This is a genomic window from Duganella margarita (genome assembly GCF_009857535.1).
Lineage (GTDB): Bacteria > Pseudomonadota > Gammaproteobacteria > Burkholderiales > Burkholderiaceae_D > Rugamonas > Rugamonas margarita.
In genome coordinates this window covers 324,845-342,112 of record NZ_WWCS01000002.1, presented here as the reverse complement: position 1 = coordinate 342,112, position 17,268 = coordinate 324,845, and the positions used below count along the sequence as shown (strand labels likewise).

16 protein-coding genes and 1 tRNA gene are annotated in these 17,268 nt (G+C 63.9%); 9 read left to right on the top strand and 8 right to left on the bottom strand.

The genetic code is table 11. The features are described from left to right. Positions 1–4: 4 nt before the first annotated feature. Both GTP55_RS04090 and GTP55_RS04085 read right to left on the bottom strand, forming a co-directional pair. A complete protein-coding gene (locus GTP55_RS04090) occupies positions 5–1,783 on the bottom strand; it encodes a GMC family oxidoreductase (RefSeq protein WP_161043695.1) in 1,779 nt (592 codons plus the stop codon). 9 nt (positions 1,784–1,792) lie between these two features. Beyond that, positions 1,793–2,482: a gluconate 2-dehydrogenase subunit 3 family protein gene (locus GTP55_RS04085; protein ID WP_161043694.1), complete on the bottom strand. Its 690-nt coding sequence runs from the start codon at positions 2,480–2,482 to the stop codon at positions 1,793–1,795. Positions 2,483–2,671: 189 nt separating this feature from the next. Between GTP55_RS04085 and GTP55_RS04080 the strand changes: the two genes are divergently transcribed. Beyond that, positions 2,672–3,436 carry a FadR/GntR family transcriptional regulator gene (locus GTP55_RS04080; RefSeq protein ID WP_161043693.1) on the top strand — a complete coding sequence of 255 codons (765 nt, stop codon included), beginning with the start codon at positions 2,672–2,674 and terminating at the stop codon, positions 3,434–3,436. Positions 3,437–3,443: 7 nt separating this feature from the next. Here GTP55_RS04080 and GTP55_RS04075 read toward each other — a convergent pair whose 3' ends face one another. Genes GTP55_RS04075 through GTP55_RS04060 form a run of 4 tightly spaced genes read right to left on the bottom strand, consistent with a single transcriptional unit; the run spans position 3,444 to position 9,171 of the window. Then, positions 3,444–4,496: a DMT family transporter gene (locus GTP55_RS04075; RefSeq protein WP_161043845.1), complete on the bottom strand. Its 1,053-nt coding sequence runs from the start codon at positions 4,494–4,496 to the stop codon at positions 3,444–3,446. After that, on the bottom strand, positions 4,496–5,230 hold the full coding sequence (locus GTP55_RS04070) for a Fic family protein (protein WP_161043692.1): 735 nt from the start codon (positions 5,228–5,230) through the stop codon (positions 4,496–4,498). The genes GTP55_RS04075 and GTP55_RS04070 overlap by 1 nt, the downstream gene beginning before the upstream one ends. Before the next feature lie 58 nt (positions 5,231–5,288). Then, a complete protein-coding gene (locus tag GTP55_RS04065) occupies positions 5,289–6,719 on the bottom strand; it encodes a chemotaxis protein CheW (protein ID WP_161043691.1) in 1,431 nt (476 codons plus the stop codon). 1 nt (position 6,720) lies between these two features. Next, positions 6,721–9,171, bottom strand: a complete 2,451-nt coding sequence (locus GTP55_RS04060; protein ID WP_161043690.1) for a methyl-accepting chemotaxis protein — start codon at positions 9,169–9,171, stop codon at positions 6,721–6,723. A gap of 251 nt (positions 9,172–9,422) precedes the next feature. Here GTP55_RS04060 and GTP55_RS04055 point away from each other — a divergent pair. From GTP55_RS04055 to GTP55_RS04025, 7 genes are all read left to right on the top strand, one after another. Beyond that, a tRNA-Pro gene (locus GTP55_RS04055) sits at positions 9,423–9,499 on the top strand. A gap of 73 nt (positions 9,500–9,572) precedes the next feature. Then, entirely contained in the window at positions 9,573–10,181 is a 609-nt protein-coding gene (locus GTP55_RS04050; RefSeq protein WP_161043689.1) for a class I SAM-dependent methyltransferase, read from the top strand. 17 nt (positions 10,182–10,198) lie between these two features. Beyond that, positions 10,199–11,290, top strand: a complete 1,092-nt coding sequence (locus tag GTP55_RS04045) for an AraC family transcriptional regulator (protein ID WP_161043688.1) — start codon at positions 10,199–10,201, stop codon at positions 11,288–11,290. A gap of 136 nt (positions 11,291–11,426) precedes the next feature. Next, on the top strand, positions 11,427–12,854 hold the full coding sequence (locus GTP55_RS04040; protein WP_161043687.1) for a S41 family peptidase: 1,428 nt from the start codon (positions 11,427–11,429) through the stop codon (positions 12,852–12,854). Positions 12,855–12,890: 36 nt separating this feature from the next. Beyond that, complete coding sequence (locus tag GTP55_RS04035) at positions 12,891–13,061, top strand: carboxymuconolactone decarboxylase family protein (RefSeq protein WP_161043844.1); 171 nt, start codon at positions 12,891–12,893, stop codon at positions 13,059–13,061. A 157-nt stretch (positions 13,062–13,218) separates the two neighbouring features. After that, positions 13,219–13,569 (top strand): CzcE family metal-binding protein, encoded by a 351-nt coding sequence (locus tag GTP55_RS04030; protein WP_161043686.1) that lies wholly within the window; start codon positions 13,219–13,221, stop codon positions 13,567–13,569. 101 nt (positions 13,570–13,670) lie between these two features. Continuing rightward, entirely contained in the window at positions 13,671–14,747 is a 1,077-nt protein-coding gene (locus GTP55_RS04025; RefSeq protein WP_161043685.1) for a porin, read from the top strand. Between the two features lie 9 nt (positions 14,748–14,756). On the opposite strand, the gene GTP55_RS04020 is transcribed toward GTP55_RS04025, so the two are convergent. Beyond that, positions 14,757–15,290, bottom strand: coding sequence for a DUF302 domain-containing protein (locus GTP55_RS04020; protein ID WP_229257723.1), 534 nt, complete (start codon positions 15,288–15,290; stop codon positions 14,757–14,759). A 97-nt stretch (positions 15,291–15,387) separates the two neighbouring features. Continuing rightward, complete coding sequence (locus GTP55_RS04015) at positions 15,388–16,347, bottom strand: GlxA family transcriptional regulator (RefSeq protein ID WP_202423523.1); 960 nt, start codon at positions 16,345–16,347, stop codon at positions 15,388–15,390. 154 nt (positions 16,348–16,501) lie between these two features. On the opposite strand from GTP55_RS04015, the gene GTP55_RS04010 reads away from it, so the two are divergent. After that, positions 16,502–17,266, top strand: coding sequence for an SDR family oxidoreductase (locus tag GTP55_RS04010; protein WP_161043683.1), 765 nt, complete (start codon positions 16,502–16,504; stop codon positions 17,264–17,266). Positions 17,267–17,268: the final 2 nt, after the last annotated feature.

Below are 17,268 nucleotides of genomic sequence, written 5' to 3'. Positions count from 1 at the left end.
TGGCTCACGCGGCAACAAGTGGACGAGGATCTTTCAGGTACTGCTCGCGGATCGCCCTGGCGGACCAGTAAGTCAGCGCCGCCGCCAGGCCGGTCGGGTTGTAGCCGATACCAACCGGGAACACGCTCGATCCCACCGCAAACACGTTGTGCACATCCCAGCTTTGCAGATAGCGATTCAGCACGCTGGTCTTGGGGTCGGTGCCCATCGCCGTGCCGCCGGCCCAGTGCGTGGTCTGGTAGTTGCGCAGGTCCAGATGGTCGCCGAAGTTTTTCACCGAGACGTGGATCGATTTCGGATTCATCGCCTTGGCCACGGCCAGCATCTTGTCGGTCACATAGCGGCTCATCTTGATGTCGTTGTCCTTCCAGTCGAAGGTGAAGCGCAGCAGCTTCTGGCCAAACTGGTCGGTGTAGGTCGGATCGAGATCGACATAACAGTCGCGGTACACCATGTTGGCGCCGTGGACGTCGAACGATACCGTATTGGCGTAGTTGTCCTTGACCGCCTTCTTCCAGCCCGCGCCCCAGGCCGGCGTGCCGTTCGGCACCGGGATGCCGGCAATCGGTTTGACGCCGGCCGGATTGCACCAGGCCGGCGAGCCGCCGACGAAGCCCAGCGGACCGTGGTCGAAGTGGTCGCCGTTGTAGTCGTCCACCGCCACGCCGTTGCCGCCGGAGCCGATGAAGGGGTTGGTGTTCTTGTCGGGATCGAAGAACATCTGCACGGTCGACATGGTCTGGTAGGCGATGTTGCGGCCCACCACGCCCTCGCCGCTGACCGGGTCATACGGCTTGCCGACGCCGGACACCAGGAACAAATGCGCGTTGTTGTAGGCGAAGGTACTGGCGATCACCAGGTCGGCCGGTTGCTCGACGGTCTTGCCTTCCGCATTGACGTAGGTGACGCCGGTAGCTTTCTTGCCGCTGCCGTCCAGATTAATCCGCAGCACATTGCAGTTGGGACGCAGTTCAAAATTGCTCACCTGGCGCAGCGCCGGCATGATGTTGACCTGCGGCGAAGCTTTGGAATAGTTGTAGCAGGCGAAGCCGGAGCAATAGCCGCAGAAATTACATGGCCCCATCTGGCAGCCATACGGATTGGTGTACGGGCCGGACGCATTCGACGACGGCGCCACGAACGGATGCAGGCCAACCTCGGCCGCCGCCTTGTGGAACAGGTGCGCGGTGTACGGCACTTTTTGCGGCGGCAGCGCGTAGTGGTCCGAGCGGCTCGGCTCGAAGAAATTGCCGGCGCCGACGACTTCGCCCTTGACCCTGTAGGCCACGCCGGAGGTGCCGAACACTTTCTCGACGAAGTCGAAGTGCGGCTCCAGCTCTTCATAGCTGACGCCGAAGTCCTGGATCGTCATGCCTTCCGGGATGAACTTCTTGCCGTAGCGTTTTTCGTAGTGCGTCTTCAGTTGCAGTTCTTCCGGCAGCACGCGCCAGTGCTGGCCCGACCAGTGCAGGCCCGCGCCGCCCACGCCGGTGCCCGGCTTGAAGGCGCCGATCTGGCGATACGGCACGGCCACGCCGCTCGCCGCATGGCGGAAGGTGAACGAACTCTTGGACATGTCCTGGAACAGCTTGGAGCGCTGGATATAGGTCAGCTCGTCCAGCGTCTTCGGATACGCGCCGTCCGGATACGTGTCGCGGTATTCGCCGCGCTCCAGCGCCAGCACTTCCATCCCCGCCTCGGTCAATTCCTTGGCCATGATGGCGCCGGTCCAGCCGAAGCCGACGATGACCACTTCGACTTTTTTCAGTGTGATATCTGCCATTGTGATTCCTTAAGCGATCGAAGCTGGCGGCAGCGGGTAGTGCTTGCCGTACTGCTCGACCCAGTCCATGTAGTCGCCGCGCGCGCCGGGGAAATTGATCATCTTCCAGGCCGCCATGTCCTTGTTGCCGCCGTGGACCGGGTCGCTGAAATAGCCTTCGCGGGTGTTTTGCAGCAGCTGGCCGAAGAACGTGGCCGGCGGCACCTCGCCGATGGCCAGCGTGCCCTTCTCCAGTTCGCCGATGATGGCGTCCTGCTGGGCCGCATCCAGTGCGCTGAACAGCTTGCCCAGTTTGTGCTGGGTGGCCTGGTTCAGCCCGGCCAGCGCGCTGCGGTACATCTCGCGCGGCGCCATATGGAACTGGTAGCCGAACTCCGGGCTGGACGGCACAAACGGCGCCTGCATGAACCACAGCTTGCCGTAGGCGTAAGGGGTATTCATTTGCCGATCGATGAATTCATGGACACCGGCTTCCAGCGCGCCCGGACCGTCGGCATTGGCCGGAATCAGGCGCTCGACCAGCGCCTTCAGCGTGGTCCATTCCGACTCGTTGAAATAGCTCGGACGATACGCCTCCGCCGGTCCCACGCTGGCCGCCACGCCAACGCCTGCGCCAGCCAGCAATGCCACTGCCGGCGCCGCCGAAGCCGCCTTGCGCAGGAAGTTGCGCCGATGGGGAGAGATGCCAATGACTTTCATGATTAGCCTTTCAGATTGTATTAAATCTGTTCTAAGTTGTTCTTTATGAGTCGGAATGATAACCGCATTTCAGTTTTTTTGTACATTACTGAATTAATGAATCGCCAGGGCATTCTGCTCAACTGCGTGCTTTCTGACTGTGCGCTCGCTACAATAACGGCGCACCTGACCACCCTCGCTTACATTTCCATGGATAAATCGCAGTCCCCCTCCTCACTTGACCCGGCGTTTGCCACCGGCACCCTGGGCCAGCGGGTGGCGGCGGCGTTGCTGAAGAAAATCCAGGCTGACGGTCTGGCCGTGGGCACGCGGCTGCCGTCGGAACAGGCCATGGCCACCCACTTCCAGGTCAGCCGCAACATCGTGCGCGAAGCCATCGCGCTGCTGAAGCAGGGAAGCATACTCGACACCCGCAAAGGCAGCGGCGCGTTCGTCAGCCGCTTACCGGGCTCGACGGCCGACGCGCTGACGGCCGCCTCCATCGAGTCGCTGTTGAATGTGATCGAAGTGCGGCAAGGACTGGAGGGAGAAACCGCAGCGCTGGCGGCATTGCGCCGCACGCCGGCGCAGTTGCTGGAACTGGAACGCGCCTTGCAGCGGATTGAAACGGCCGTGGCCAACGGCCAGGACGGCGTAGCAGAAGATTTTCACTTCCACCTGCTGATCGCCCGGGCGACCGGCAATAGCGCCTGGTCCAGGCTGGTGGAAATGTTTGCCGTGCCGATCCGCTCGGCGGTGCAGGTCACCCGCGCCAATGAAGCGCGACGGGCCGAGCTGGCGGCGCAGGTATTGCACGAGCACCGCCAGATCCTGGCGGCGATCACCGCCGGCTCACCGGAAAACGCGCGCGCCGCCGCCATCGAACATATGCAGCAAGCCGCCAACCGCGTGCGCCAGGCCGACCGCGAATTCTGGCAAGGCGACGGCGGCGCGCTGGCGCGGCAGATCGTGTAAACGACCGTCAATGCTCGTGGCGGTGATGGATGTCCGGGTAATGGGCGTGGCTGTGCCGTAGCGGCGCATGCTGGTGCGGATGCGCATGCGGCTCGGCGCCATCCCATTCAAAGTCATGGCTGTGCTGATGGTGCTCGTCGTGGCGGTGCAGATGCGCATGCGCCATTGGCAGATGCTCATGCTCATGCGCGTGCGATTCGGTCAGGTGCAGCCAGATGCCGCCGCCCATCAGCGCCGCGGCCATCCAGAACAGCGCATCGGGCGCGTCGCCCAGCATCAGCAGCGACAATGCCGCGCCGGCAAACGGCGCCATCGAAAAGTAGGCGCCGGTGCGCGCCGTACCCAGGTGACGCAGCGCCAGCACATACAGCACCAGGCTCAAACCGTAGCCGGCGAATCCCACCACGCCGGTCAGCAGGACAGTAGACGATGCCGGCAACTGGCTACCCACCGCCAGGCCGATCGCCAGATTGAGCGAACCGGCCACCAGCCCCTTGATGCAGGCGATCTGCAAGGGATCGCTGGCCGACACCTTGCGCGTCAGGTTGTTGTCGATGCCCCAGCACAGGCAGGCGCCGATCACCGCGACCATGCCCCACAGTCCGCCCTGCGACGCCGCGTGATCCCACGACAGCAGCACGCCGGCAGCGACGATCAGCAGCATACCGACAAAAATGCGGCGGTCGAAATTCTCCTTGAAGACAAACCAGGCCAGCATCGCCGTCAGCACGCCCTCGATATTGAGCAACAGCGAGGCGGACGACGCCGAGACGCTCTCCAAGCCCAGCATCAGCAGCACCGGCCCGGCCACGCCGCCCGCCAGCACGGCGCCGCCGTACCAAGGCAGGTCGCTGCGGCTCAGCGTCGCCGGCCGGTCCTGCGCGTTGCGCTGCAACACCGCGCGCGCCACATAACAAACCAGCAGCCCGACGCCGCTGCCCAGATACAGCACCCCAGCCAACGCAAACGGCGACATCTGCCCCACCAGCAGCTTGGCGAAAGGCGTGCTGGCGCCAAACAGCAACGCCGCCAGCATGGCGTAGATCACTCCTGCGTGCATCATGGTTCCAATCTCAGTGCGTGCCAATACTGCGCAAACGCCTCGCGCAGGCAATCGGCGACAAGGTCTGCGAACGGCGCCAGATCGCCATCGATGTGCGCGGCATCGAGCGCCTCGTAATACGCCAGCCGGCGCTGCACCGGCAGCACAATCGCCGGATAGCCGGCCTTCAGCAGTTCAAGATTCAGCAACAGCCGCGCGGTGCGGCCGTTGCCGTCGGTGAAGGGATGGATTTTAACGAAATCCGCATGCAACTGCACAGCCCGTAATACTGGATGCAATTGAACGCTCGCGTACCAGTCCAGCAAAGCATGCATCTGCGCCGGCACTTGCAGCGCATCCGGCGGCACATGGCGCGCACCGGCGATGACGACGTTGGTGCGGCGATAGATGCCGGCATTGGCGTTGTCGATTTCCTTGAGCACCAGCCGGTGCAGGTTGCGGATCTGCCACTCGCTGAGCGGCTCTTCATTGTGCACCGCGTCTTCCAGGTAGTAGATGGCGTCGCGGTGATTGATGGCTTCGAAATGTTCACGCAGCAACTTGCCGCCAATGGTGATCCCTTCCAGCACCACCTTGGTCTCCAGCAGCGTCAGCGTGTTGCCTTCGATCGCATTGGAGTGATACGTCCAGTTCACCACCAGCGCCTCGCGCAAGTTGCGCGTCACTTCGGGCGGCAGCGGCCGCAAATCGTCCAGCCGCCGCTTCCACTGATCGATGTCGTTCAGATTCATACGGCCTCCCAGCGGCTATGGTACACCGCCGCAGGGAGGCTGCAGGGGATAGACGCGATCAGGCCCGGCGCTGCAATAGCGTGGCGGCGTCGGCGATGCGGTAAGTGCTGCTGCCGCTTTCCTCATTCAGGATCAGCAACTCGACCGCCTCGCCGCCGCGCTGCATGCGCGTCAGCTCGGCGCCGCCCGGCGTAATCATCGACACTACCTGATCCACCGCCAGCGCCACCGGCGCAGCGTCGGTGCGCACCACCACCAGCGCCACCTTGCCGCGCCGCGTGGTTGTAGCCGTCGTCCCTGCGGGCGTCGCCCCGCTCCCGGCCGTTGTGCCTGCGCTTGCCTTGCGCAAGTCGCGCACCGCGATGGTGGCGCCGCGCCAATTCACTGTCGCCTCCGCACCACCCGGCGCAGGCACGCACTCCTCCTGCGCCACGTGCAAGACCTCCTCGCAGGCGTCGATGGGCAATGCCAGCTTGCCACCGGCATCCAGCACCACATAAGTCTGCTCATTGCGGCGCGCGACGCTGCCGGCTCCCGCCGGCGTCGCCAGATTGAGCGCGCCTTCCGGATGCATGGCAAACAACGCCTCCGTATCCACCAGCCGCAACGGCACGCCGTCGTCGCCCGTCACGGTGAGACAAGGCAGGCGTCCCGGCGCATCGTTGCGCACGCCTTGCAGACCAGCCGATAACTGGCGCAACTCCCGCACCGACTGGATCGGCAAGCCCAGCGCATGCTCGCCGCGCCGCAGCACCGCCAGCAACGGCGCCGGCGACGACGCATCGCTACCCAACAACCGCGCCAGCGGCAGCACGGCCAGGTGACCACCGCGCCACTGGCACAGCGCCACTCCGCTACCGCCAGGGAATGCTTCATGTTCGGGCATCGCCGTCACTTCGGCCACATCATCGGCGCGCAGCGCCAGGCATTCACCGCCCGCCTCCACCAGCGCCCAGGTGTGCCCATCATCGACACCGCTATCCTGTTGCTCCAGCACCGGCGAACTATCGACACCGGCCGCAACGCACCAACTGCGCGCCAGATCGAATAAATTATCCACCTCCAGCAACGCCAGCAACTCGCCGCTGTCAGGCAGCACGGCAGCACTGTGGAACAGCTGCTGCGGATCATCGTCATGACACAGACGCGTGACCGCGCTGGCCGGCAACGCCGCCAGCGGCTCCAGCACATCGACCTGCACGGCCGCCATGCGTTCACCGGCACGCAGCAGCACCACGCGCGTCCGGCGGCCATTTCCATCAGCACCGACGCCTGCCAGCGCTACCCAGCAAGCCAGATCGATTACCGGCACCGGCAAGCCTTCCACCGCCAACATGCCCAGCAAAGCGCCCTGACGGCGTGGCAGCGCTGTGTACTGCTCCGGCGCGGACAGGGCACGCACCACGCTATCGGCCGGAATGCCGATGCGCGCCGCGCCGATCCGCACGACCACATGCGGCGCCAGTGCGCCGTCGGCATGGGTAGCCATATCAGGCCCTGGCCGTCATGCGTTCGAGATCCTGCAACAGCCCGGCCACATCGCTGGTGGCGGCCGCCTGCGCGGCGGTCGACTGGTGAATGCTGGCGATCGATTCGCGCGTGGTCGCCACCGACTTGACGATGCGCGCAAAAGCCGCCTCCACCTCGCCCGACAGGCGCGTGCCCTCGTCCACCCGGCTCACGGTCTGGTTGATCAATTTGGAAATCTCGCGCGCCGCGCCGGCCGACTTCTCGGCCAGCTTGCGCACCTCGTTGGCCACCACCGAGAAGCCCTTGCCATGCTCACCCGCGCGCGCCGCCTCAATCGCCGCGTTGAACGCCAGCAGATGCGTCTGCGCGGCGATGTCGCCGATGGCGTCGACAATCTCGTGCACTTCGCCGGACGAGGTCTGGATTGCCTGGTTGGCAGCACGTGCCGAGTCGACCAGCTGGCCCCCCTCATGCGCCTCGCTCTGTGTCTGGCCGGCCAGACCGCTGGAACGCTCGGAGCCGCGCGCGATCTCGTTGATGGAATTGGTCAGCCCCGCCAGCAACTGCGCGATGGCCTGCACCTTCTGCGTGATGGCCTGTTCGCGCAGCACCTGATCGGTGATGTCCATGGCGAACTTGACCACCTTGTAAGGCTTGCCGTTGAAGTCCAGGATAGGATTGTAAGTCGCGAGAATCCACACCTCGGCGCCATGACGCGCGCGGCGGCGGAATCGGCCCGACTGGTACAAGCCCTGCGCCAGATTGGCCCAGAAGTGACGGTACTCGCTGCTTTGCACCAGCTCCGGTTCGCAGAACATGCTGTGATGCTGGCCCAGCACATCGCCCACCGTGTAGCCCAGCGTGCGCAGGAAATTCTCGTTGGCCGAAATCACCTCGCCGCGCAGGTCGAACTCGATCACCGCCTGCGAGCGGCCGATGGCGTCCAGCTTGCTCTTGATGTCGGCATGCAGGCGCTTCTGTTCGGTCACGTCGGTGGCGAACTTGACCACCTTGTACGGCTTGCCGTCGGCGTCGAAGATCGGATTGTACGACGCCAGTATCCAGATATCCTTGCCCTGTTTGGTGCGGCGCAGGAACTCGCCGGCGTGGAACTCACCGCGGCCGAGCCGATCCCAGAACGTCATGTACTCCGGCGAGTAGGCAAACTCCGCATCGCAGAACATGCGGTGGTGCTGGCCCTTGATCTCGTCCAGCCCATAGCCGATCACGGCCAGGAAGTTTTCATTGGCGGTCAGCACCCGGCCTTGCAGGTCGAACTCGATGACTGCCTGCACCCGGTCCACCGCCGCGTTGCGGCCGGCGGAATCGGCGGCGCGGGTCTTGGCGTCGGTGATATCGGTGGCGAACTTGACCACCTTGACCGGCTGGCCTTCGTCATCAAAGATCGGATTGTACGAGGCCTGCACCCAGATCACCCGGCCGTCGCGGGTCAGGCGCTTGAACTCGCCGGCGTGATAGCCGCCGCTGGCCAGCTGGCGCCAGAAACCGTGGTACTCGGTCGACTGGCTGAACGCCGGCTCGCACAGCATCGCGTGGCTGCCGCCCAGCAGCTCATCGGCGGCGTAGCCGAAGGCGTCGAGGAAGTTCTGGTTGGCATGCAGCACGCGGCCGTGCAGATCGAACTCCACCACCGCCTGTACCCGGTCCAGCGCGGCGACCTTGCCTTCAAATTCCAGATTGGCGTGGATCACGGTGGTGATGTCCGACGCGTATTCGACAATCTTGACCGGATCGCCGTCCGGTCCCAGCACCGCACTGTAGGAGCCGCTGATCCAGATGCGGCGGCCATCCTTGGTGACGCGGCGGAATTTGCCGACCTGGAAGCCGCCGGCGGCCAGTTGCTGCCAGAACTCCGCGTACTCCGGCGACTGCGCCTCGTCGCGGTCGCAGAACAGCCGGTGCGGCTTGCCCAGCACCTCCTCCGGCGTGTAGCCGAAGATGGCGGTGAAATTATCGTTCACCGACAGCACCGCGCCGCTGGTGCTGAACTCGGTCACCGCATGCACGCGGTGGATCGCCGCCATCTTGCCGTCGTGGTCAGCGGCGCGGGTCTTGCGCACCGTGATATCGCGCGCCAGCTGCACTACCTTGACCACCTTGCCGTCGTCGTCGAACACCGGGTTGTACGAGCCTTGCAGCCACACCAGGCTGCCATTGCTGGTGAGGCGCTTGTATTCGCCGGTGTCCGGTTGGCCCAGCGCCAGCTGGCGCCACAGGTCGCCGTAGGCTTCCGAGGCGATGAACTGCTGGCAGCAGAAGATGCGATGGTCGCGGCCGGTGATCTGGTCGCGCGTATAGCCCATCAGGTCGAGGAAATTCTGGTTGGCGTCCAGCACGCGGCCGTCGGGATCGTATTCGACCACGCCCTGGGTGCGGTTGATGGCGTCGAACACGGTGACGGCGCGCTGCATGGCAAGCGCGGGCGCCACGGCGGTGGAGAGATCGGTCATGTTGGTTTCCTGGTCTGGGCCCCGGTAGCGGCGCGCATCGAGAGGCGCAGCGACGGATGGTGAACCGGAGCGAGGGCGCGTAACGGCGCTCGACTAGGCCGGAGGGCGGGCACTGGGCTCAGCGGCGGAGAAGAAAATACTGTAGCAGTTAAATTTCCATGAAGCAAGAAATTTCGGACGGTTCATCGCGCTTTGCCGTCCGCGCCACAGTTGATAAGCGCAAGGAAATCTGGTGTAATTATCATCACAGTCGGGGCGTAGCTTAGTCCGGTAAAGCGCTACGTTCGGGACGTAGAGACCGGAGGTTCGAATCCTCTCGCCCCGACCACAACCAGCCAAAACCAGCGCTGCCGCCCAACTTCATCGCCCAGCCCGCACATACCTGCAAAAGACAGTCATTCATGGAAGACGCATCTACAGGGTGGGAGGCAATTGCCGAGGACTTCGTCGCGGCCCGCTCCGCTATTGGTAGCCAGGTCGTACGGCAATGGACGCAGGGGCTGACGCCACACAGCGAGGTGGTGGATATTGGCTGCGGTTCGGGCCTGCCCATTTCTCAAATACTGGTGGACGCCGGCTTCAACGTCTTCGGAATTGATGCATCGCCCACCCTGTTATCGATGTTCCGCCGCCGGTTTCCCGCAGCGCCTGCTGCTTGCGAGACGGTGCAGACGACCACTTTTTTCAGCCAACAGTTTGACGGCGCCGTTGCCATCGGCCTGGTCTTTCTGCTGTCAGAAGATGACCAGCGGACGATGATCGACAGGGTTGGACAAGCGCTGCGGCCGGGTGGCCGCTTCCTGTTCAGCGCCCCACGTACCCAATGCGCCTGGCGGGACCTTCAGACTGGCCAGCCGTCCTTGTCGCTGGGCGAGGCGGAATACCAGCGGCGGTTGCGACGTGCTGGTATGCTTCTCAAAGATATTTATGTCGACGAGGGCGGCAACCACTACTTTGACGCGGTAGTCGACGCGTCCAACGCAATTCCCACCGTCTCACGATTGCCCTGATGATACGCTTCGGTCCAATGAGCATTGTCCTGCTATGCGGCGTCTTGTACGGCGTCATGCGTGCTGCAATGCTGATATTTACACCGGCGAACCACCGCGCCAATCGCCTGCTGGCGGCGCTCATCGCCGTGTTGGCTCTATATACCGCGCCGTACATCATTGGTTTCGCCGGCTACTACGACGCCTGTCCGTGGCTGTCATTCGCCCCCTACAATCTCAGCCTGGCGGTCGGCCCGCTGGTGTATTTATACTTCAGCGCAATGGGCGGCGTCCCCGTGACAGGCCAGCGCCGCCGGCCTTTCCATCTGCTGCCGGCACTGTTACAGCTGCTGTACTACAGCTACCTGTTCGTCCAGCCGCTTGCCTTCAAAAACAACTGGGACACAGAGGTGCATCGGCCCTACGTGGAACCGGTTGAAACGCTGGGGCTGATGGCGTCATTAGTGGCCTATGCGATACTGGCCTGGCGGCAGTATCGTCAATCCGACGCCATGCTCAAAGAATGGGCACGTAATATGCTGGTCGCCGTGGGGCTGACGGTGACGTTCTGGCTCGCCCTGACGGCGGCCGAATGGGCGTGGTCGGGCCTCAGCTATTTCCAGCGCTTCCCGTTTTACCTATGGCTGGCAATACTGATCTCTTACCTCGGCACCGAGGGGTATCGGCACGGCGCCGTTGCTTTTCCGGTCCCGGCGCCGGCCGCGATTGTTCCCGCCGCGCCAGTTCCGGGCGCCACTGAAACCGGCAACCTGGCTGAATTGGGCGCACGCTGGCGCGCCACCATCACCGCCGAACGCTGGTGGCGCGATCCCGAGCTGACGCTGGCGACCCTGGCGCGCCGCCTCGGCACCAACACCACCACCCTGTCACGCGCGCTCAACGACGGCCTGGGCGTCAGCTTCACCGAGACGATCAACCGCATGCGGGTGGAGGCGGTAATCGTCGCGCTAAGCCAGCACCACGACCAACCGGTACTCGACCTCGCGATGGCGGAAGGCTTCAATTCCAAAGCGAGCTTTAACCGCGCATTCAAACTCTACACGGGCAGCACGCCGACCGAATACCGCCGCCAGGGCCCGCTGGCGACGCAGGTCTCAACTTCCGGATAGTCTCAGATCCCATATTTCATCGGCCGCAGGCGATTTTGCGACGCGTCGGACGTAGCGCATGGCTAGAGTAGGACACTCTGTTCACTTCACAAAGTCACCTATGTCCACTCCGCATTTCCAAAGTTTGCTCGGCTTGATGCTGCTGCTGATAAGCCTGTGCGCCAGCGCCGCCGATACGCTGTCTGCCGACCAGGCCCGGCGCGACGCGACCATCCTCGCCACCACCTTGCGGGCGCTGCATCCGGCACTGGACAAATACCGCAGCCAGGCCGAGGTCGACGCATCGTTTGCGCGCTTCCAGACGCGTGCCGGCGCCGCGCGCAACGCCGCCGCCATGTATCTGGCGGCGACCGAACTGGCGGCCTCGGTGCGCTGCGGCCACACCTGGACCAACGTCCTCAACCAGCAAGGCGCCATTCAACAGCGTCTGCTGGAAGCGGCGGACAAGTTACCGCTGACCATGCGCCTGGTCGACGGTCGCTGGCTGGTGATCGGCAGCGCCGTCGCGGGCATTGCTGCCGGCGACGAGCTGTTGACCATCGACGGCCACAGCAGCGCCGAGGTGGTAGCGCTGATGTGGCCCTATCTGCGTGCCGATGGCAGCAGCGACGGCAAGCGTTTGCGCCAGCTAAGCCACGACCGGCCCGATTACAGCATGATGGATATCGTCTGGCCGCTGCTGTCGCCGCCGGTGGACGGCGTCTACCGGCTGACGGTCAGGACCGGCGCCGGCGCGACGCGTGCCATCGACGCCGCTGCCACCACGCTGCGTGCGCGTGCCGCAGCTCTGCAGACACAGGGCATCCAGCCGCCGGCTGAAAAGTGGCAATTGCGGATTGACGGCGACCTCGCCGTCATGACGCTGCCGACCTTTGCGCTGTATCGCAGCACCTTCGACTGGCGCCAGTTTTTTGCCGACAGCTTCGCTGAACTGCGACAACGGCAAGTCAGCCGGCTGGTCATCGACATCCGCAATAACGAGGGCGGCGACGGCAGCATCGGCCTGGAACTGCTGACCTGGCTGGTCAAGTCGCCGATCACCGACGTCTCGGACCAGTCGGTGACGATGTACGAGCGCGTGCCGTACAAGCTGGCGCGTTATCTGGATACCTGGGACTTCGGCTTTTTCGACCGCACCGGGCAGGTCGATCAAATTACCGAGGGACCGCAGGCCGGCCGATGGCGTTTTCGTCCCAAGGCGCAACAAGCGCACACGGTCACGCCCCGCCCGAACCGCTACACCGGCAAGGTCTGGCTGCTGATCGGACCGGAAAACAGTTCGGCGACGTTCTCGCTGGCGCAACTTGCCAAGCGGTCTGGCGCCGCCACACTGGTCGGCCAGCCGACCGGCGGCAACCTGCGTGGCCTGAACGGCGGACAACTGGCCTGGGTCACGCTGCCTAACTCCGGCGTGGCGGTCGACATTCCGCTGCTGGCCACCAGTTACAGCGCCGATACGCCGGACGCCGCCATCACGCCCGATATCCTGGTGCTGCGGAGTTTTGCGCGGCAGGCGGCGGGGCGGGATGAAGAAATGGATGCCGTGCGCCAGCTTGCCCGGTAGTCCGTCCCTCAAGCCGCTGCAAGCAGTAGCGCCTGCATTGCAACAGTACGCCGGCGAAGCTACCACCTCAATCGCGCCATGGACAACGGTTTGACCCAGGCCCAGGCGTCGGAGCTGCTCACTCAGCTGGCTTTCTACTCCGTCTGGCCCTGCGTCTTCTCGGCCATGCCGGTGGTGAAGGAGGTGTTTGAAAAGCGGCCAGCATAAAATTTCATCATGAATTTTTCGACTGAAAAGTTTCCCCACAATTCATGCCATCCATAAATTGCTTGTCTATAATTTCAATCAGACGACATCGCAAACCAACCCTGTCGATGTCGCCGATAAAAACATAAACCAAAAATGAGCAAATCGGAGTAATCGCATGTCTAACTTTAAGAGCAACGTAATCACCCTGGCCCTGATTGGCCTGACTTCCACCGCCATGATGGCTTCCGCCCAGGCTGCCGGTCCGAGCGGCACCGCCGCCGACTACGGCACGCTGGCGCCGGCCACCGCAGCGGCCCGCACCATCGTCATCAACGGCGACACCAAGTGGGTCAATGTCGAAAACGGTGAGACCGTGCAGTTCAGCGTTGGCGGCCAGACCTTTACGTGGAACTTCAGCACCTTCCCAGGCACGACGTCCTTCGACCTGAGCAAGATCAGTCCAGCCGGCGTCCAGTTTGGCAATGTCCGCGTCTACGTCGCTTCCAACCCGCTCTACCGCGGTTAATCACCGCCCTGCGGCTCCGGGTCTCATCGCCCACCGATCCCCCGGAGCCTGACCAGTCCTGCGGCGCATTCGCGCCGTGACACCTCCCAAAAGGCAATACCATGAATAAAATCTGGTTGGCTACGGCCGTCCTGTGCGGCCTCGTCTTCAACGCCAGCGCGCAATCGAATGTCACCATCTACGGCATTGTGGATGCGGGCCTGGTGGCCGAACGCGGCGGCGCCGCCGGCAATGTCAGCAAAGTCACCAGCGGGGTCGGCTCCGTCTCGCGCCTGGGATTTCGTGGCGTCGAGGATCTGGGCGGCGGCCTGCAGGCACTGTTCATTCTCGAATCCGGCTTTAAAGTCGACACCGGCGAATCGGACGTCGCCAACGCCTTCGGCAACCGCCAGGCGCTGGTCGGCCTGAACAGCCGGTCGCTGGGCATGCTGACGTTTGGCCGGCAAAAGAATCCGCTGTACAAAGCCCTGGGCGAAGTCGGCGATCCGTTTGGCCTGGGCTATGCCGGCACCTCCAAAAACCTGTTCCCGCTGGTCGGCCCCAACACCCGCACCAGCAATACCGTGGCGTATGCGACGCCGTCCTATGAAGGCTTGTCAGGCGAAGTCACCTACAGCATGGGCGAACAGGCCGGCAGCCAGTCCGCCGGTCGCCAGTACGCCGCCGCGCTGGCCTACAGCAACGGCAACCTGAATACCCGGCTGGTCTACAACAGCCGCAACAGCGATAGCGCGACGCCGGGTGCACCGCTGGTGTCGCATGACCTGGGACACAACCTGCTGTTGGTAGCGAACTACAACTTCCAAGTGCTGAAGGCGTTCTTTTCCTACAGCCAGGACAGGGGCTACAACAGCGCCGTGCTACCGTCGGCGAACGCTTACGGCACCACGCCCAAGGCCAGCACCGACAGCACCGACCTGCTGATCGGCGCCACCGTGCCGGTCGGCGCGCGCGGCACCATCATGACGTCCTACCTGCACAAAAACGACAAGCAATGGGACCAGGACGCCAGCCAGTTCGGCATCGGCTATTCCTACGCCTGGACCAAGCGCACCAGCACCTATCTGGCATACGCCAAGATCAACAACAGGAACGGCGCCGGCTACACGGTCGGCAGCAATGGCGATCCGGGCAGCGGCAACGCCGCTTTCGACCTGGGCATGCGTCACTCGTTCTGATGCATCAGCTTAAGGCTTTACCGTGGCCGCGATCAGCGCTTCTGCTTTCAGCAATGGCGCGGCCATCTGGTCGGGCAAGCCGGCGCGCCGCACCAGTTCCAGCGCGGAGTGAAACGCCACCCGGGTAGCGCCGGCTTCGTCCTGCCGCACCAGCACCCGCAACGGCAGGTCGAGCGCCAGCGTTGGCGCAGCCTGCATGGCTGGCGTGCCGCCGCGCGGATTGCCATAGATGAGGACGGTGGCCGGTGGCACGCTCAGTCCGACAGCGGCCGCGCCGGCGCTATGGTCGATGCGCGCAAAGACGGTCATGCCGGCCGCTTCGAAGGCGCCGACCAACCGCGTCAATGTCGTCGGATAATCGTCTGCGCTCAACAGCTCTTGCGGCGCGGCGGCCGGGATTGCGGTGGTGGCGCCGTTCATGCCGTACTCCTGATGATCGTGGTCAATCTGGCCGGCGGCGCACGCCGGCGACAGGTCGGCGCTCAACGCCAGCACAAGGGCGCCGGCCTTCATGGCGGAGCGCGGTATCGGGATTTGCATCATGGACTCCTGGAATGGCATCAACCGCCATTGTAGGCAGCATCCGCGCACGCAGGCAGCCCCGAAAGGGGTTATACCTTTGGCCGGCGCGCGGCCCGGCTTACGATAAATAGACGTGTTCGTTGCGCGAGCGCGCCTGCTGCACGAACACTTTCGGCGGCTGGCCGAAAGCGCGCAGGAAGGCGCGGCGCAGGCGTTCCTCGTCGCCAAAACCGGTCAGGTCGGCGATGCGGCCGATTGACGAATGGCCCTGGTCGATCAGCGCCTGCGCCGCTTCCACCCGCAGCTTCTCGATCGCCTTGGCCGGCGCCAGCCCGGTCTGCGACTGGAACACGCGGCTGAAGTGGCGCGGGCTCCAGTGCACCTGCGAAGCCAGCTCTTCGACGCTCAAGTCGCGGTGCAGGTGGTCGCGTGCGTACAGCAGCGCTTCCTTGATGCGGTCCGAACTCGGCTCGATCTCGGCCAGTGCGGAAAATTGCGACTGGCCGCCGCTACGCCGGTGGTATACCACCATTGCCCGCGCTACCTTGCGGGCAATCTCGGCGCCCAAGTCTTGTTCCACCATCGCCAGCGCCATGTCGATGCAGGCAGTGACGCCGGCCGACGACCAGATCGCGCCGTCGCGGGCAAAGATCTTGTCCTCGTCCACCGTCAGCGCCGGATGCCGTTCCTGCAGCTTGCGGCCGAACGCCCAGTGGGTGGTGACCCGCTTGCCGTCCATCAGGCCGGTGCGCGCAAGGACGAAGGCACCGGTGCAGATGCTGGCGATGCGGCGCGTCACAGCGGCGCTGGCCAGCAGCGCCGCCTCCAGTTCCGGCTGCGCCCCCGGGCTGCCGAGGGCGCCGGCCACCAGCAGCGTGTCGTAACCGCCCCAGCCCAGTGGCAGGCTGTCGAGTGCCACGCCGCTGGAACTTTTCACCGGCCCGCCGGCCAGCGACAAGGTGGACAGTTCATACAGCGGCGCCGCCAGCAAGGTATTGGCGAACTCGAAAACCGTCAGTGCCGCCATGTCCAAGGCCTGAAATTGAGGAAAGATCACCAGGCCGATGCGCTTGCTCATCATCGTGTCCTTTTTTTATCAAAAAAGGTATTTTATGTCTTTTCTCGGCATTTGGCGCCATTTAAAGATGGCCTGAATTGCGTGTTTAATGTCCCCGCAGACGTTGGATGGCGGCGCAGAATGGCTTGCATCAACTCACTTGAAAGGCCATATCATGAAAACCAGCGGCAATACGATCTTCATCACCGGCGGCGGCTCGGGCATCGGTCGCGGCATCGCCGAAGCGTTCCATCAACTGGGCAACCAGGTCATCATCAGCGGCCGCCGCAAGGCGCTGCTGGACGAAGTGACCAAGGCCAATCCCGGCATGCACAGCGTCGAGCTGGACATCCAGAATCCGCAGCAGATCAACACGGTGGCGGCGCAGCTGGTCAAGGACTTCCCGAAGCTGAACGTGCTGTTCAACAACGCCGGCATCATGCCGTTTGACGATGCCGCCGGCGCCATCGACGACGACACCGCCGTCGCCACCATCAGCACCAACCTGCTGGGCCCGGTGCGCATGACCTCGGCGTTGCTGCCGCACCTGAAACAGCAGCAGGACGCGGTGGTGATCCACAATTCGTCGGCACTGGCGTTCGTGCCGCTGGCCAGCACCGCCGTGTACTCGGCCACCAAGGCGGCGATTCACTCGTACGCGCTGTCGCAACGCTTCGCCTTGCAGGGTAGCGGCGTGCGCGTGGTGGAAATCGCCCCGCCATGGGTCGATACCGACCTGATCTACAAAGGCGGCGATCCGCGCGCCATGCCGTTGCCGGCTTTTGTCGCCGACACCATGCAGAGACTGGCGCAGGGCCGCGATGAGGTCTATATCGACGGCATCCAGGCGCTGCGCGACAATCCCGGCTCTGGCGAGCACGGCTTTGTGCAGGGCTTCAACCAGCAGATGAAGGACAATCCGATCCCGGTTGGCCACTAAGC

Coding starts and splice junctions, on each gene's coding strand:
- GTP55_RS04050 (WP_161043689.1), top strand. CDS start 9,573: ATGGAAGACGCATCTACAGGGTGGGAGGCAATTGCCGAGGACTTCGTC.
- GTP55_RS04025 (WP_161043685.1), top strand. CDS start 13,671: ATGAATAAAATCTGGTTGGCTACGGCCGTCCTGTGCGGCCTCGTCTTC.
- GTP55_RS04065 (WP_161043691.1), bottom strand. CDS start 6,719: ATGGCTACCCATGCCGACGGCGCACTGGCGCCGCATGTGGTCGTGCGG.
- GTP55_RS04075 (WP_161043845.1), bottom strand. CDS start 4,496: ATGCACGCAGGAGTGATCTACGCCATGCTGGCGGCGTTGCTGTTTGGC.
- GTP55_RS04030 (WP_161043686.1), top strand. CDS start 13,219: ATGTCTAACTTTAAGAGCAACGTAATCACCCTGGCCCTGATTGGCCTG.
- GTP55_RS04070 (WP_161043692.1), bottom strand. CDS start 5,230: ATGAATCTGAACGACATCGATCAGTGGAAGCGGCGGCTGGACGATTTG.
- GTP55_RS04060 (WP_161043690.1), bottom strand. CDS start 9,171: ATGACCGATCTCTCCACCGCCGTGGCGCCCGCGCTTGCCATGCAGCGC.
- GTP55_RS04010 (WP_161043683.1), top strand. CDS start 16,502: ATGAAAACCAGCGGCAATACGATCTTCATCACCGGCGGCGGCTCGGGC.
- GTP55_RS04040 (WP_161043687.1), top strand. CDS start 11,427: ATGCTGCTGCTGATAAGCCTGTGCGCCAGCGCCGCCGATACGCTGTCT.
- GTP55_RS04015 (WP_202423523.1), bottom strand. CDS start 16,347: ATGAGCAAGCGCATCGGCCTGGTGATCTTTCCTCAATTTCAGGCCTTG.
- GTP55_RS04045 (WP_161043688.1), top strand. CDS start 10,199: ATGAGCATTGTCCTGCTATGCGGCGTCTTGTACGGCGTCATGCGTGCT.
- GTP55_RS04085 (WP_161043694.1), bottom strand. CDS start 2,482: ATGAAAGTCATTGGCATCTCTCCCCATCGGCGCAACTTCCTGCGCAAG.
- GTP55_RS04090 (WP_161043695.1), bottom strand. CDS start 1,783: ATGGCAGATATCACACTGAAAAAAGTCGAAGTGGTCATCGTCGGCTTC.
- GTP55_RS04020 (WP_229257723.1), bottom strand. CDS start 15,290: ATGATGCAAATCCCGATACCGCGCTCCGCCATGAAGGCCGGCGCCCTT.
- GTP55_RS04080 (WP_161043693.1), top strand. CDS start 2,672: ATGGATAAATCGCAGTCCCCCTCCTCACTTGACCCGGCGTTTGCCACC.